18 protein-coding genes are annotated in these 13,891 nt (G+C 27.0%); 10 read left to right on the top strand and 8 right to left on the bottom strand.

Annotated features, from left to right (window positions below; translation table 11 throughout):
- The first annotated feature begins 13 nt into the window (after positions 1-13).
- Entirely contained in the window at positions 14-868 is an 855-nt protein-coding gene (locus ACQY31_RS04940) for a sulfotransferase domain-containing protein (RefSeq protein ID WP_428079079.1), read from the top strand.
- 4 nt (positions 869-872) lie between these two features.
- Here ACQY31_RS04940 and rho read toward each other — a convergent pair whose 3' ends face one another.
- The 4 genes from rho to hemE all read right to left on the bottom strand — a co-directional run bounded on the left by rho (position 873) and on the right by hemE (position 4,640).
- Positions 873-2,141, bottom strand: coding sequence for a transcription termination factor Rho (gene rho / locus ACQY31_RS04935; protein ID WP_428079077.1), 1,269 nt, complete (start codon positions 2,139-2,141; stop codon positions 873-875).
- A gap of 63 nt (positions 2,142-2,204) precedes the next feature.
- Entirely contained in the window at positions 2,205-2,639 is a 435-nt protein-coding gene (gene hemJ, locus ACQY31_RS04930) for a protoporphyrinogen oxidase HemJ (RefSeq protein WP_428079075.1), read from the bottom strand.
- A 3-nt stretch (positions 2,640-2,642) separates the two neighbouring features.
- Positions 2,643-3,635 carry a ferrochelatase gene (gene hemH / locus ACQY31_RS04925; protein WP_428079073.1) on the bottom strand — a complete coding sequence of 331 codons (993 nt, stop codon included), beginning with the start codon at positions 3,633-3,635 and terminating at the stop codon, positions 2,643-2,645.
- Positions 3,636-3,638: 3 nt separating this feature from the next.
- Positions 3,639-4,640 (bottom strand): uroporphyrinogen decarboxylase, encoded by a 1,002-nt coding sequence (gene hemE / locus ACQY31_RS04920; RefSeq protein WP_428079071.1) that lies wholly within the window; start codon positions 4,638-4,640, stop codon positions 3,639-3,641.
- A gap of 267 nt (positions 4,641-4,907) precedes the next feature.
- Here hemE and ACQY31_RS04915 point away from each other — a divergent pair, with 267 nt between their 5' ends.
- From ACQY31_RS04915 to dnaQ, 5 genes are read left to right on the top strand one after another with little or no spacing between them, the layout of a single operon-like run.
- Complete coding sequence (locus tag ACQY31_RS04915) at positions 4,908-5,735, top strand: pyruvate, water dikinase regulatory protein (protein ID WP_428079069.1); 828 nt, start codon at positions 4,908-4,910, stop codon at positions 5,733-5,735.
- Positions 5,725-6,306: a Maf family protein gene (locus ACQY31_RS04910; protein ID WP_428079068.1), complete on the top strand. Its 582-nt coding sequence runs from the start codon at positions 5,725-5,727 to the stop codon at positions 6,304-6,306. The genes ACQY31_RS04915 and ACQY31_RS04910 overlap by 11 nt, the downstream gene beginning before the upstream one ends.
- A gap of 2 nt (positions 6,307-6,308) precedes the next feature.
- Positions 6,309-7,103, top strand: a complete 795-nt coding sequence (gene aroE / locus ACQY31_RS04905; RefSeq protein WP_428079066.1) for a shikimate dehydrogenase — start codon at positions 6,309-6,311, stop codon at positions 7,101-7,103.
- Entirely contained in the window at positions 7,096-7,665 is a 570-nt protein-coding gene (coaE, locus tag ACQY31_RS04900) for a dephospho-CoA kinase (protein ID WP_428079064.1), read from the top strand. Before aroE ends, coaE begins: the two co-directional genes overlap by 8 nt.
- A complete protein-coding gene (gene dnaQ, locus ACQY31_RS04895) occupies positions 7,666-8,328 on the top strand; it encodes a DNA polymerase III subunit epsilon (RefSeq protein WP_428079062.1) in 663 nt (220 codons plus the stop codon). It abuts the gene before it with no gap.
- Here the strand turns inward: dnaQ and ACQY31_RS04890 are convergent.
- Together ACQY31_RS04890 and ACQY31_RS04885 are read right to left on the bottom strand one after the other, a co-directional pair.
- Positions 8,321-8,743, bottom strand: coding sequence for a protein-export chaperone SecB (locus ACQY31_RS04890; RefSeq protein WP_428079060.1), 423 nt, complete (start codon positions 8,741-8,743; stop codon positions 8,321-8,323). The two genes, dnaQ and ACQY31_RS04890, sit on opposite strands and share 8 nt — an antisense overlap.
- Positions 8,727-9,149 (bottom strand): FxsA family protein, encoded by a 423-nt coding sequence (locus ACQY31_RS04885; RefSeq protein ID WP_428079058.1) that lies wholly within the window; start codon positions 9,147-9,149, stop codon positions 8,727-8,729. The genes ACQY31_RS04890 and ACQY31_RS04885 overlap by 17 nt, the downstream gene beginning before the upstream one ends.
- A gap of 59 nt (positions 9,150-9,208) precedes the next feature.
- Between ACQY31_RS04885 and ACQY31_RS04880 the strand changes: the two genes are divergently transcribed.
- From ACQY31_RS04880 to ACQY31_RS04865, 4 genes are read left to right on the top strand one after another with little or no spacing between them, the layout of a single operon-like run.
- The gene (locus ACQY31_RS04880) at positions 9,209-9,805 is read left to right on the top strand and encodes a Tim44/TimA family putative adaptor protein (RefSeq protein ID WP_428079056.1); all 597 of its coding nucleotides are present in this window, start codon (positions 9,209-9,211) and stop codon (positions 9,803-9,805) included.
- A gap of 1 nt (position 9,806) precedes the next feature.
- Positions 9,807-10,223 (top strand): Smr/MutS family protein, encoded by a 417-nt coding sequence (locus ACQY31_RS04875; RefSeq protein WP_428079054.1) that lies wholly within the window; start codon positions 9,807-9,809, stop codon positions 10,221-10,223.
- Positions 10,223-11,059 carry a sulfotransferase domain-containing protein gene (locus ACQY31_RS04870; RefSeq protein ID WP_428079053.1) on the top strand — a complete coding sequence of 279 codons (837 nt, stop codon included), beginning with the start codon at positions 10,223-10,225 and terminating at the stop codon, positions 11,057-11,059. Before ACQY31_RS04875 ends, ACQY31_RS04870 begins: the two co-directional genes overlap by 1 nt.
- Before the next feature lie 21 nt (positions 11,060-11,080).
- Positions 11,081-11,947 (top strand): sulfotransferase domain-containing protein, encoded by an 867-nt coding sequence (locus tag ACQY31_RS04865; RefSeq protein WP_428079051.1) that lies wholly within the window; start codon positions 11,081-11,083, stop codon positions 11,945-11,947.
- A gap of 4 nt (positions 11,948-11,951) precedes the next feature.
- Here ACQY31_RS04865 and hslU read toward each other — a convergent pair whose 3' ends face one another.
- Together hslU and hslV are read right to left on the bottom strand one after the other, a co-directional pair.
- Positions 11,952-13,325, bottom strand: a complete 1,374-nt coding sequence (gene hslU, locus ACQY31_RS04860; protein WP_428079050.1) for an ATP-dependent protease ATPase subunit HslU — start codon at positions 13,323-13,325, stop codon at positions 11,952-11,954.
- Positions 13,325-13,840, bottom strand: coding sequence for an ATP-dependent protease subunit HslV (hslV, locus tag ACQY31_RS04855; protein WP_428079048.1), 516 nt, complete (start codon positions 13,838-13,840; stop codon positions 13,325-13,327). Before hslV ends, hslU begins: the two co-directional genes overlap by 1 nt.
- Positions 13,841-13,891 lie beyond the last annotated feature (51 nt).

The raw sequence follows: 13,891 nt of genomic DNA, 5'->3' as shown, positions 1-13,891 counted from the left end.
AAAAAAATTAAATATGATTATTTGGTTAGCTTCTTATCCTAAAAGTGGAAATACATTTTTAAGAGCGTTTCTATCTGCCTATTACTTTTCTTCGGATGGGAAGTTTGATTTTAGTCTAATTGATAATATTAAGCAATTTCCTGATAAACAGTTTTTTAATAAAAAAATCGATAGCGCAATAGAAGCATCAAAAGAATGGATGCTATCACAAAAAAAAATTATATCAGATAAAAAAATAAGATTTTTTAAAACTCATAGCTGTTTAGGTGATTACAAGGGCAATGTTTTCACTTCATTTGAAACGAGCCTGGGAGCAATATATATAGTAAGAGACCCAAGGAACGTTTTTACATCTATAAAAAATCATTTTTCATACAATGATGAGGAAGCACTAAATATGATTTTGGATAAAAAAAGTTATTTATTAGCAAAAGATGGCGGTGGGTATTCATCATACTCATATATAAGTTCTTGGAGCCTTAATTACTTATCATGGTTAAAATATAATAAGTTTAGAAGACTTTTTATAAAGTATGAGGACATACTGGAAAATAAATACGAAACTTTCAGAGATATAATAGTTTTTATTAATACTTTAACTAACAGAATAGAAGGAGTTAATAAATCAAAATTACATAATGCAATTGAGTCAACTAATTTTAATGTTCTTAAAAAAAAAGAAAAAGATGTTTCAATGGGTGAAAGTGATGATGGTTTTAAAAAATGGAGAAATTTTCACGTAGAAAATAGAAATTACTTTTTTAATCTTGGTCCTGATAACAAATGGGAAAATATACTCAATAAACATACAAGAGAAAAAATTGAGAGTAATTTTAAAAATGAAATGAAATCTTTAAAATATATTTAATAATTTAAGATGGTTTATTCATCGAATTAAAAAATTCCGAATTATTTTTTGTATCTTTCAATTTTGAATTAATAAATTCAATTGCATCCATAGTACCCATTGGAGCAATTATTCTTCTTAATACATTCATTTTCTGTAAATCGTTTTTATCAAACAACAGCTCTTCTCTTCTTGTTCCAGACTTTGTTATGTCGATTGCAGGATAGATTCTTTTATCTGCTATTTTTCTATCTAAGACAGTTTCACTATTACCTGTTCCTTTAAATTCTTCAAAAATAACCTCATCCATTCTGCTTCCTGTATCAATCAGGGCTGTAGAAATAATAGTTAGTGAGCCACCTTCTTCAATATTTCTCGCTGCACCAAAAAATCTTTTTGGTCTCTGAAGTGCATTTGCATCCACACCCCCTGTTAAAACCTTTCCTGAGCTTGGAATTACAGCATTATAAGCTCTACCTAATCTTGTTATGGAATCTAATAAAATAACAACGTCTTTTTTATGTTCAGTTAATCTTTTTGCCTTTTCTATAACCATTTCAGCAACAGCCACATGTCTTTGTGCTGGTTCATCAAAAGTTGAACTAATTACTTCACCCTTTACAGTCCTCTGCATATCTGTAACTTCTTCAGGACGTTCATCTATTAATAAAACTATAAGGTAACACTCTGGATAATTTTTGGCTATTGAGTTAGCTATACTTTGTAGGATCATTGTTTTTCCAGCCTTGGGTGGTGATATAATTATTGATCTTTGGCCTTTACCAATTGGGCTAACTAAATCAATTAGTCTTGGGGTTAGATCTGGTTTTTTTTCTATTTTAGCTGTTTCAATTTCCATCACTAATTGCTTGTCTGGATATAAAGGAGTTAAATTATCAAATGCAATTTTATGCCTTGCCTTTTCTGGTTCTTCAAAATTTATTTTACTTACTTGTAATAATGCAAAATATCTTTCTCCTTCTTTGGGGGCTCTTACTGGACCTTCAACAGTATCTCCTGTTCTTAAACCAAATTTTCTAATCTGACTTGGACTTACATATATATCATCCGGCCCTGGGAGATAATTAGATTCCATTGCTCTAAGGAAACCAAACCCATCTTGCAGTAACTGCAAAACTCCTACCCCGGTAATTTCTTCTTTTTCAGCAACTTTTTTAAGAATAGCAAAAAGAATTTCCTGTTTTCTCAGTGTACTAGCATTTTCAATTCCAAGCTTCTCTGCTTGTGTAATAAGCTGTTCAGATGATTTAAGTTTTAGTTCTTGAATGTTCATGATTTTTTTTGATAAGGACTTACCAATGAATATAATATATATACTGATTTTATTATTTCAACCCTAGATTGGCTTAAAAATAGCTAAAAATACAACAATAATTAAAATTACAGTTGGAATTTCATTAATAATTCTAAAAAATTTTGAAGATCTAGCGTTTGTTCCGTCTTTTAGTGCAATTAAACATTTACCCAAATATTCATGATAAATTGAAAGTAGCACCACTAACACTAATTTAATTTGAATCCATAAATTCGAAAAAACATCAAAACCAATTAAATAAATTAATATTAATCCAAAAGCCCATGTTAATAACATAGCGGGACGCATAATATAATTGTATAATCTCTTCTCCATCAAAATGAAAATATCAGTGGTCTCTTTTTTTTCTTTATTTTCAACATGGTAAACAAAAATTCTTGGTAAATATAAAAGACCCGCCATCCATGAAATGAGTGCTATTAAATGTAAAGATTTAAGTAGTAAATATGTATTCATTAATTAAAGATTTTTTTCAATTAAAGACTTTATCAAAAATATATGATCTTCATTGTCATTTAAACAGGGAACCATATCAAAATTAATTCCACCCGCATTTACAAAACTTTCTTTACCTTGAATTAATATTTCCTCCAACGTTTCTACACAATCGGATGAAAAACCTGGGGATATGACAAGAATATTTTTAATCCCCTCATTTGGTAGTCTTTCTAGAGTTTTATCAGTGTATGGTTGCAGCCATTCTTGTGGACCAAATCTTGACTGAAAAGTAGTTTTAATTTTTATAGAATTAAACTTTTCTGAAATAAGTCTCGTTGTTTTATGACAATAACAATGATACGGATCTCCTTTATCAAAATATTTTTTTGGTATTCCGTGATAAGAGGCTATAATTAAGTCTGGTTTCCAGTTAATTTCGTTAATTTTTTTATTAATCGAATTAACTAGTGCATCAATATATAAAGGATTAGATTCATAATGCGGAATTATTTTAAGGGAAGGTTGCCACCTCATTTTCATTAGTGTTCTATAGACTTCATCACAAACTGTTGCTGTTGTTGCTGCTGCATATTGAGGATAAAGAGGAAGTATAATTAAGTTTTCACAGCCCATTTTATGTAATTCATGTATTTTACTTTTTATACTTGGGTTTCCATATCTCATTGCAAAATCTAAAATAATATTTTCTTTTTTTAATGACTGGGAAGTTTTTTCACTTTGTAGTTTTGTATAATAAAGAAGTGGAGACATATTTTCATTTTTCATCCAAATTTCTTTATAAGCTTTAGCAGTTTTAGAGGGTCTAAAAGTTAAAATAAATAAATTTAAAATTATTTGCCAAATTATAGGATTTACTTCTATCACTCTTCTGTCTGATAAAAATTCTTTTAAATATTTCCTAATATCAAACCAGTTTGTTGAGTCTGGAGTGCCTAAATTAATTATAAGCACGCCTGTTTTTCCATAATTTACTGGTGGGTGGTTTTTATCCATAGTTTAATTATTTTTTACTATTTTAATTAAATTTTCGACCATTTCTGGATTGGTTTCAGGAAGAATACCATGCCCTAAATTAAATATATATGGATGATCTTTAAAAATTTCTAAATACTTATTTGTTTCTTTTTTCAAATTGTCATAATCAGTTAATAAAACCTTAGGATCTAGACCGCCTTGTACAGGAATTTTAATATCTTTTAGTATTTTCTTTGGATCAATATTATAATCAATACTTATAGCATCAGGTTTAACAATTTCACAAAATTCCTTGTAGTTTTTAATTTCTCTTGGAAAACATATTACTGGTACTTTTAAAGATTTAACATAATTTACTAAATTCAAAGTAGGAGTGTAAATATAATTTGGAAGATCTTTTTCCTCTAATAAACCAGCCCAGCTATCAAAAATTTGAATAACATTTGCTCCATTATCTATTTGATTTTTAATATGAACTTTTAAAAATTTTTCTATAAGTAATAAAATTCTATTTATTAAATAATCATCTTTAAAAAAATTTTTATTTAAATCTTTTTTTGGAGATTTTAAATTAATCATATAGACTAAAAGAGTCCAGGGTGCTCCGACAAATCCAATAGTATTTTTATCTTTTACAATTGGATCAGAACTTACTTTTTTAATTGCTTTATAAACAGGATATATTTTTTCAACAAAATCTATCTCATCCAATTTAGCTATCTTTTTTAAGTCTAGATTTTCTAGCTTGGGACCAAAATTTTTCTCAAATTTTACTTTTTGACCTAGACCGTAAGGTAACATTAAAATATCAGAGAAGATTATTGCGGCGTCAATATCGAATCTTTTTAATGGTTGTAATGTTATTTGAGCTGACAAGTTATCATTTAAACATAAGTTAATAAAATCAGGATTTTTTTTTCTTAATTCTCTAAATTCAGGTAGATATCGTCCTGCTTGTCTCATTATCCATAGAGGATTAAATGAGGTATCTTTGTTGATAATTACTTTGTCTAAAGGTTTCATATAAAAGTCTTATAAATTATTGTAGTATTATTATATCTTGTGAATAAAGAAGATTATTTTTTATAAACATTATATTCACAATTTACTAACAAGTTTGATGATTAAAATTGTTTAAAATGAAGCTTTTTTAATTATTTTAATTTTTGTGGATTGTTTTAACTTATTTATTATTATTGTTAATAAAAGTTAGGTTTTACAGGTGTTATTGGGAAAATCTGAAATTGTATAATTCAACAAAAATAATACACGTTTATTAACAATTTATTTATGAGTAATACATATCAAATCTATTTAATTTCTGACTCGACCGGGGAAACCCTAGATAGAATATTTTTGGCTCTTAAAGCACAATTTATAAATATAGAATATAAAATTCATTCTTATTCATTTACAAGAACAGAAAATCAGATTTTAAAAATTTTAGAAGATGCAAAAGAGAATGAAAATTCAATAATTTTATATACTATTGTTGATAATAACCTTGCTAAATATTTGGCTAATGAAAGTGAAAAAAAGAAGATACCTTGTTTTGGAGTATTGGGTAATTTAATTTTAAACTTTTCTAAAATTTTAAATCAAAAAGCTTCTCATGAACCAAGTGGGCAACATGTTTTAAATGATGAGTATTACGATAGAATTGAAGCAATTCAATTTACTATGAATCATGATGATGGTAATTTAATAAACGAAGTTGAAAAATCTGACATTATCCTTATTGGTGTTAGTAGGACTAGTAAAACACCAACGTCTATATATCTTGCAAACAAAGGATTTAAAACTTCAAATATTCCTTTGGTAAATGAAAACTCTTTACCAGAAAAACTTAAGAAAAATCCTCACAGTACTTGTGTTGTTGGATTAAGCACAGAACCTGAAAGACTAGCAGATTTAAGAAAAAATAGGATGAACTCATTAAAAGAAACAGAGAATATAGATTATACTAATTTAGAAAGTATAAAAAAAGAAGTCCTTCAAGCGAAAAAAACTTTTCAAAAATATAAATGGCCTTTAATAGATGTAACAAGAAAATCTGTTGAGGAAACTGCTGCCTCAATTATTAAAATACACGAAATATACTCAAATAATGTTAAATAAAATTATTCTAGCTTCTAAAAGCAAAGTCAGAAAAGATATTTTAGACAAGAATAATATAGATAACGATGTGGAACCCTCAAATGTTGATGAAGATGTTGTAAAGCTATCTTTACTTAAAGAAAATGCTAGTCCAGAAATAATTTCAAAAAATTTAGCAGAGCTAAAAGCAAACAAAGTTAGCATTAAAATGAATGATAGAATAGTGCTTGGTGCAGACAGCGTTATTGACCTAGATGGAGAGTTAATTTCAAAACCTGAGAATAGAAAAGAGGCAATGACCATATTAAGAAAACTTAACGGGAAACCCCATTTTTTAATTAGTTCTGTTTGTATTTCAAAAAATGGTTCAATGATTTGGAATTACACTGATAAAGCAACTTTAATAATGAAAAATTTTTCAGATTCAGAATTAGAAGAATATTTATCTAAAATATCAGATGAAAATCTTTACGCTTACAATGTTTATCAAATTGAAGGGGAGGGTAGAAGTTTGTTCAGTAGCATAGAAGGAGATGAAGATACAATAATGGGTTTACCTATAAAAAAAATAAAAGAATATTTAAATTTATAAAAATGAAAAAATATTTTGTAATTGGAAACCCAATTAATCATTCATTATCCCCAAAATTGCATAACTATTGGCTAAAACAAAATAATATTAATGCAGTTTACGATAAAATTAAACTTGAAGAAAATGAAATTGAAAACTTTATTCTTAAAATTAAAGATCAAGAAATAAATGGTTGTAATGTAACTGTTCCATTTAAAAAAAACGTAATTCCTTTCTTGGACAAATTAAGTTTAGAAGCAGAACAAACACTGTCTGTAAATACAATTACTTTTGATAATGGAAGCCTTGTTGGTCACAATACAGATGTTGCTGGTTTTCAAGAGGCTATAAAACATTTAAATTATAATGTTAAAGATAAAAAAATTTTAATTTTAGGTGCTGGCGGTGTTGTCCCCTCTATTATTTTTGCTTTAAATAAAATGGAAGTATCTAAAATCACTATAAGCAATAGGACTCGTGAAAAAGCAGAAAATTTAAAATCTCAATTTAATAAAATTAGTATTGTTGAGTGGGGTGATATACCTGATTTTGATATGATTATAAATGCAACCAGCTTGGGTTTAAATGATGAGATCATTAATTTAGGCAATTTTAATATAAGTGAGGGTAAATTTTTTTATGATGTAATTTATAATCCTAGCGAAACTAATTTTTTAAGAGATGGTAAAAAGTTAGGGAGCTTAACAGAAAATGGAAAGTTAATGTTTATTTATCAGGCTTTTGGAGCATTTAGTTTATGGCATGGGATAGAGCCACAAATAAATTTAGAAACGTTAAAGTTATTAGAAAATGATTAGAATTGGGATATTAGGTGATATCGGATCAGGAAAAACATTTGTAGCAAATAATTTTGGATATCCAGTTTTCAATGCTGATTATGAAGTATCTAAATTATATAAAAATGATAAAAAAATTTTTAATAAATTACATAAAAATTTACCTAAATATATATCCACATTTCCTGTAGATAAAAAAGAAATTACAAGTGCAATATTGGCTAATGAGAAAAATTTAAAAAAAATAATAAATATTGTTCATAAAGAAATAAGAAAAAAATTAAATTTATTTTTAAAAAAGAATAAGAATAAAAAAATTGTAATTTTAGATATTCCTTTATTAATTGAAAATAAATTATTTAATACAAAAGATATATTAGTCTTTGTAGACTCAAAAAAAAAAGATATTAATAAAAAAATTATAAATAGATTAAATTATAATCGTAAACTTATCAATATATTTAAAAAAATTCAATTAAGTGCAACTTATAAAAAAAAAAAATCACAATTTATAATTAAAAACACCTTCACTCAAAATTCAGTTAAAAAGGAAATTAAAAAAATTTTAAATAAAATTCTATAGATGAAAGAAATAGTACTAGATACAGAAACAACAGGTGTTTCAATTAGAGAAGGCCATAGAATAGTTGAAATTGGTTGTTTAGAACTTGATAATTTAATACCAAAAAAAAAATTTCATGCATATCTGAATCCAGAGAGAAAAGTTTCTGAAAAAGCTTTTCAAGTTCACGGGTATAGTGATGAGTTTCTATCAAAACAAAAAAAATTTGTTGATGTAGCTGATGATTTCTTAAACTTTATAGAGGGGAAAAAACTTATAATTCATAATGCTGAATTTGACTTAGGTCATTTAAACAATGAACTTTCAATGCTAGGCTATAAAAAAATTGATAATGAAATAGTAGATACACTTGAATTAGCTAGAATAAAATTTCCTGGTTCAGCGGCAAGTTTGGATGCGTTATGTAAAAGATATCGTATAGATAATTCTAGAAGAATCCAACATACTGCCCTAATTGATTGTGACCTTTTAGCTAAAGTTTACATAAATTTGATTGATCAAAAAGAACCAACTTTAGATTTTAAAAGTAATGAAATTAAAGTTTATGAGCAAAAAAAAACTCTTAATGCATATTGTAAGAAAGTTGTTTTGCCAACTGACAAAGAGTTAAAAAACCATAGAGAATATTTAAAGAATCATTTGAAAAAAAACTATTTTAGTTAAACCTATTGTTAAATAATTTTTCAAAATCTATTTTTTTTTCAAATTTTACTTCTTGATAACCTGAGTTATGTAGTAAATTTAAAAATGATTTTTCAAGATCAGGATAAATTTTGATTTGTGCATCACAAAGTATAATTCTTTCCATTTCTTTTTTATCTTCTATTTTATCATTTATTTTAATAATCGTAGAGTAAGTCATTTCGAAATATGATTTGTGTTTTGAATTAGATTTATCTTCAAATTTCATAATCGTATCTATTTCAATCATTTTATTTTTAATTGCTTTTGAAGTTATATCTATCTTTAGTTGATATTTAGAAATTTGATCTTTAACAAAAACATATGTTTCAGCATTTTTTGTTTCACTAGAAAGATCTTTAATGTATTGACCTAAGATTTTAAATTTTTCTGTCATTATTTTCTTCTATATCTTCAAATTCTCCATCAATGAAATTTTTATTTGTTTTATTTTTTTTAAACTTTTTAAATAAACGTTTGAATATTAAATTTCTACTAATAGGAAAAATTAATAAAAAACCCAAAACGTCTGTGGCAAATCCTGGAATGATTAGTAGAAATGCTGCAAAAGCAATTGCTGCTCCAGAAAGAACTTCATATGTTGGAACTTCATTATTTTTTAATTGAACAAAACCATTTCTCAGAGTGTTTAGTCCCTCATATTTTGCGTAGTAAACCCCAACAATTGCAGTCATGAAAATGAGTAAAATAGTTAAAATAGCACCTATTTGAGAACCGATCTTTATGAATAAATAAATTTCCAATACTGGTATAAGGATAAAAGATATTAATAATGGGTTCATTTTGTCCTTAATCTAAATTGCTAGTTGAAATTAATCAATAGAGTAATTACTATCAGACCATGAATTATAGTTTTGAGTATATTGATATCATTTTGCTTGCAATGATTGCGGGTTTTATTTTTTTAAGGTTGAGAGGTATTCTTGGTAAAAGAACTGGATATGAAGGAAAAACTCCAGCTCAATTTCAAGAGGTATTAAAAAAAATTAAAGTCGAGCAAAACAAAAAACCTAGTGATAAATTTGATGATGAAGCTAAAAAAGAATTTATAAAAGGTGCTAAAATTGCGTATGAAACAATCATTACCGACTTCGGTGATAATGATAATAAAATCAAAAATGCTAAACCTTTACTAAACAAAGATATTTTTAATCAATTTGACGAAGCTTTGCAAGAAAGAGCAAAAAGAGGTCATTATGCAGAAATTACTTTTATTGGTGTTAATAAAGCAGAAATAAAAGAGCATAAAAAAATTGGAAATATTTTAAATGTAACAGTTAATTTTATCGCAGAGGTGATTACCTGCGTAAGAGATAAAGAAAAAAAAATTGTGTCAGGAGATCCTGGAAAAATTAAAAAAATTTATGATACCTGGGTTTTCTCAAGGGATATTACTTCTGTTAATCCTAATTGGCAGTTAATTAATATTTTAACTTAGTTTGACTAGTTCAATATCAGAAAAAGATAAAAAAGACTGGCAAGATTTTATTTCAAGTGATGAGAAGGTCATAAATAAAGATAATAGAAATATTCAAAAAAGTTATGAAAAAGTTAGGTCGATTGACTTACATGGTTACACATTGGACCAAGCAAACAGAAGGGTTAGAGATTTTATTACTGAAGCATATAACGAGAAAGTAAAAAAACTAATTATTATTACTGGCAAAGGAATTCATTCTAATGTAGAAAAAGACCCATATGTATCTAAAGATTTAAGTATATTAAAATATTCAGTACCTGAATTCATATCAAATAATAAAAACTTAATGAGTATGATTACTGATATAAAAGATGCAAGTATAGATGATGGTGGATCAGGAGCATTTTACATTTTTTTAAAAAATAAAATTAAATAATGATAGTATGGTTAGCATCATATCCTAAAAGTGGAAATACTTTGTTAAGATCACTTTTGTCGGCATACTTTTATTCTAAGGATGGTTTATTTAATTTTCAACTTTTAAAAAATATTCCTTATTTTCCTAGTCATAATTTTTTTAAAAATTTAAATGTTAATATTAAAGACGATAGTGAAGTAATTAAAAATTATATTAATGTTCAAAAAAAATTTATACAAAATAAAAAAAGAATTTTTTTTTTAAAAACTCATAGCAACCTGTTTAGAGCAAATAATTATTTTTTTACTAATCTACAAACATCACTTGGTGCTATTTATGTAGTAAGAGATCCAAGAAAAGTTGTTGTCTCATATGCAAATCATTTTCAAATGAATATCGATCAAGCTACGGAAGCTCTTATGAAGGATATGGGTGTCTATGAGAGAAATACAAGAATGAAAACTTTTTGTGGAAAGTGGAACTTTAATTACTTATCTTGGAAGAATTTTAATCCTCAAAGATTATTGTTAATAAAATATGAGGATATGATTAACAACAAAACAAACACATTAAAAAATATTTTATCTTTTTTAAATTCATTAATTGAAAATAAGTTTGAAATTAACGAAAGTAAAATAAAAAATATAATTTCCTCTACTAGTTTTGAAAAAATGAAGAATCTTGAGAAAAAGCAAAGTTTTTCTGAAGCATCGGTAGATAGAAAAACTGGGAAATCTATTCCCTTTTTTTATCTTGGTGATCAAAAGAAATCCGAAAATCTTTTAGATGCTAAAAATAAAAATAAAATCGAAAATAATTTTAGAAAAGAGATGGAAGAACTCGGTTATTTGTAAAATTAAGATTAAGAGAAATAAATGATAATTTGGCTAGCCTCATATCCAAAAAGTGGAAATACCTTTTTAAGAGCTTTATTGTCTGCATACTTATTCACAAAAGATGGAATTTTTTTACCTAATTCTATAAAGAAAATAAAACAATTTCCTGCCGAAGGTTTATTTAAAAAATTTGGAGTTGATACCTCAAATCAATTAGAGTTTGTAAAAAATTACATAAGTGTTCAAAAAAAAATAAATTCTCTAGATAATAAATCTATTAGATTTTTTAAAACTCATTCTGGCTTATATGATATTAATGGCTTTAAATTCACAGATTTAAACAATACTCTTGGAGTAATTTATATTGTTAGAGACCCTAGAAGTGTTGTTAAATCTTATGCCAATCATCAAGGAATGTCTTTGGAATTAGCTATGAAAACTTTGTTAGAATTTAGTGCCTTAACTGGTTTGGGAAAACATACAGAAAAAATAGAGGAAAAAAATAAAAAAATAACTCATGTTGGCTCTTGGGCATCTAATTATAATAGTTGGAAAGAATTTAAAAAATTAGATAAATATTTATTAGTAAAATATGAAGATCTTGTTTTTAATACAGAAAAAACTTTTCTAAAAATTTTAAATTTTATATTTAAGCTTGGTGGTTCTCAAGCTCAGATAGACGATAAAAAATTAAAAAATTCAATTAAAAGCACTACTTTTACTAAAATGCAGAAATTAGAAAAAGAAGAAGGTTTTAATGAGGAAATGAAAAATATAGATGATCAAAAAATTACCTTTTTTAAATATGGGCCAAAGGAAAATGATCCAAATAAATTGCCTAAATTTTTGAAGGATAAAATTGAGAAAAAATTTAAAACTGAATTAGAGGAACTTAACTATCTTTAAATTATTATAAAATAAATTTAGAAAGATCTGTATCCTTAACTAAATTGTCTAGGTTTTTGTTAATATACTCTTTGTTTATAATAATTTTTTCTCCAGCTCTATCAGTTGCTGTGAAACTTATTTCATCTAAAATTTTTTCAATAATAGTATGCAACCTTCTTGCACCAATATTTTCAACAGATGCATTAACTTCAGAAGCAATATTTGCAATTGTATCAATACCATCATCAGAGAATTCAAGCTCTACATTTTCAGTCTTTAAAAGAGCTACATATTGTTTGATTAAACTATAATCTGGTTCTTTTAAAATTCTCTTAAAATCTTCGCTTGTTAAAGCTTCTAGCTCAACTCTTATAGGCAATCTTCCTTGTAATTCAGGAAGCAAATCAGATGGTTTTGCAAGCTGGAAAGCACCTGATGCAATGAATAATATATGATCAGTTTTAATCGGACCATGCTTCGTATTAACAGTTGTTCCTTCTATAAGTGGCAATAAATCTCTTTGTACACCTTCTCTAGAAACATCTCCACCAACTCGATCAGTTCTTGCTGAAATTTTATCTATTTCATCTAAAAAAACTATTCCATTATTTTCTGTTGATAGTTTTGCAGCTTTAACAATTTTATCTTGTTCAATTAGTTTATCTGATTCATCATTAATTAAAATTTCATGAGATTCCTTTACTGTCATTTTTTTTTTCTTTTCTTTGTTTCCTATAGACTTACCAATCATTTCCCCAATGTTTATCATTCCAACATTAGCACCAGGCATTCCTGGAATTTCGAAAGATGCACCGTTTGAACCTGTATCACTCACTGCTATCTCTATTTCATTGTCATCTAAGTCACCATTTCTAAGTCTTTTTCTAAAACTTTCTCTTGTTGCAATGCTTGCTTTTTTTCCAACTAAAGCATCTAATACTTTTTCTTCAGCAGCTTTTTGGGCTTGTGAATAAACTTCTTTTCTTTTTTTTACTTTCTCCATTGCAATTGCAATTTCAATTAAATCTCTAACAATTTGCTCAACATCTCTCCCAACATATCCAACTTCAGTAAATCTTGTTGCTTCAACTTTAACAAAAGGAGCCTCTGCTAGTTTTGAAAGTCTTCTAGAAATTTCTGTTTTTCCAACTCCAGTTGGTCCAATCATTAAAATATTTTTTGGTAAAACTTCATTTCTCATTTCACCTTTTAAGGCTTGTCTTCTCCATCTATTTCTTAATGCAACAGCAACAGCTTTTTTTGCTTTATTTTGTCCCACAACAAAACGATCTAATTCTGAAACTATTTCTCTTGGTGAAAGAGCACTTACCAAAGATGCTTCTTCTTTCTGAGTTTTTTCTTTAGGATGCAAAGGTGTTACGTTTGAATTACCCATTATATTTTCTCAATTTTAACATTATCATTTGTGAAAACACATATATCAGCTGCAACTTTAATTGCTTTTTTTGCAACTTCTTCGGCCGACAAATCGCCCTCCATTAAAACTTTTCCTGCTGCTAATGCATAATTTCCACCAGAACCAATTCCAATTACATCACCTTCAGGCTCAAGAACATCTCCAGTTCCTGAAATTATATAGCTATTATTTTTATCACCTACAGCCATTAATGCTTCTAACCTTCTTAAGTATTTATCAGTTCGCCAATCCTTGGCCAACTCAACTGCAGCTCTTGATAAATTGCCAGCATGCTTTTCTAATTTTCCTTCTAATCTCTCAAATAGAGTTAATGCATCAGCAGTTGATCCTGCAAATCCTGCTACGACATCTCTTTTTTCAATTTTTCTTACTTTTGAAGCTGTGCTTTTTACAACAGTATTTCCCATACTTACTTGTCCATCACCTGCAACCACAACTTCATTATTTTTTCTGACTAGTACAATTGTTGTCATGACTAATAAATGGTAACTATTTTTGATACTTCAAGTATCTAGACTGATATT

The organism is Candidatus Pelagibacter sp. (assembly GCF_965262185.1).
GTDB lineage: Bacteria > Pseudomonadota > Alphaproteobacteria > Pelagibacterales > Pelagibacteraceae > Pelagibacter.
The sequence above is the reverse complement of the archived record's forward strand: the minus strand, read 5'-3'. Positions and strand labels throughout refer to the sequence as shown.

Excerpts from the sequence above, each read along its gene's own strand:
- hemH (WP_428079073.1), bottom strand. The coding sequence starts at position 3,635 with ATGGATAAAAACCACCCACCAGTAAATTATGGAAAAACAGGCGTGCTT.
- ACQY31_RS04890 (WP_428079060.1), bottom strand. The coding sequence starts at position 8,743 with ATGACAGAAAAATTTAAAATCTTAGGTCAATACATTAAAGATCTTTCT.
- rho (WP_428079077.1), bottom strand. The coding sequence starts at position 2,141 with ATGAACATTCAAGAACTAAAACTTAAATCATCTGAACAGCTTATTACA.
- hemE (WP_428079071.1), bottom strand. The coding sequence starts at position 4,640 with ATGAAACCTTTAGACAAAGTAATTATCAACAAAGATACCTCATTTAAT.
- ACQY31_RS04940 (WP_428079079.1), top strand. The coding sequence starts at position 14 with ATGATTATTTGGTTAGCTTCTTATCCTAAAAGTGGAAATACATTTTTA.
- ACQY31_RS04870 (WP_428079053.1), top strand. The coding sequence starts at position 10,223 with ATGATAGTATGGTTAGCATCATATCCTAAAAGTGGAAATACTTTGTTA.
- aroE (WP_428079066.1), top strand. The coding sequence starts at position 6,309 with ATGAAAAAATATTTTGTAATTGGAAACCCAATTAATCATTCATTATCC.
- dnaQ (WP_428079062.1), top strand. The coding sequence starts at position 7,666 with ATGAAAGAAATAGTACTAGATACAGAAACAACAGGTGTTTCAATTAGA.
- hslU (WP_428079050.1), bottom strand. The coding sequence starts at position 13,325 with ATGGGTAATTCAAACGTAACACCTTTGCATCCTAAAGAAAAAACTCAG.
- ACQY31_RS04910 (WP_428079068.1), top strand. The coding sequence starts at position 5,725 with ATGTTAAATAAAATTATTCTAGCTTCTAAAAGCAAAGTCAGAAAAGAT.
- ACQY31_RS04915 (WP_428079069.1), top strand. The coding sequence starts at position 4,908 with ATGAGTAATACATATCAAATCTATTTAATTTCTGACTCGACCGGGGAA.
- ACQY31_RS04880 (WP_428079056.1), top strand. The coding sequence starts at position 9,209 with ATGAATTATAGTTTTGAGTATATTGATATCATTTTGCTTGCAATGATT.
- ACQY31_RS04885 (WP_428079058.1), bottom strand. The coding sequence starts at position 9,149 with ATGAACCCATTATTAATATCTTTTATCCTTATACCAGTATTGGAAATT.
- ACQY31_RS04865 (WP_428079051.1), top strand. The coding sequence starts at position 11,081 with ATGATAATTTGGCTAGCCTCATATCCAAAAAGTGGAAATACCTTTTTA.
- hslV (WP_428079048.1), bottom strand. The coding sequence starts at position 13,840 with ATGACAACAATTGTACTAGTCAGAAAAAATAATGAAGTTGTGGTTGCA.
- hemJ (WP_428079075.1), bottom strand. The coding sequence starts at position 2,639 with ATGAATACATATTTACTACTTAAATCTTTACATTTAATAGCACTCATT.
- coaE (WP_428079064.1), top strand. The coding sequence starts at position 7,096 with ATGATTAGAATTGGGATATTAGGTGATATCGGATCAGGAAAAACATTT.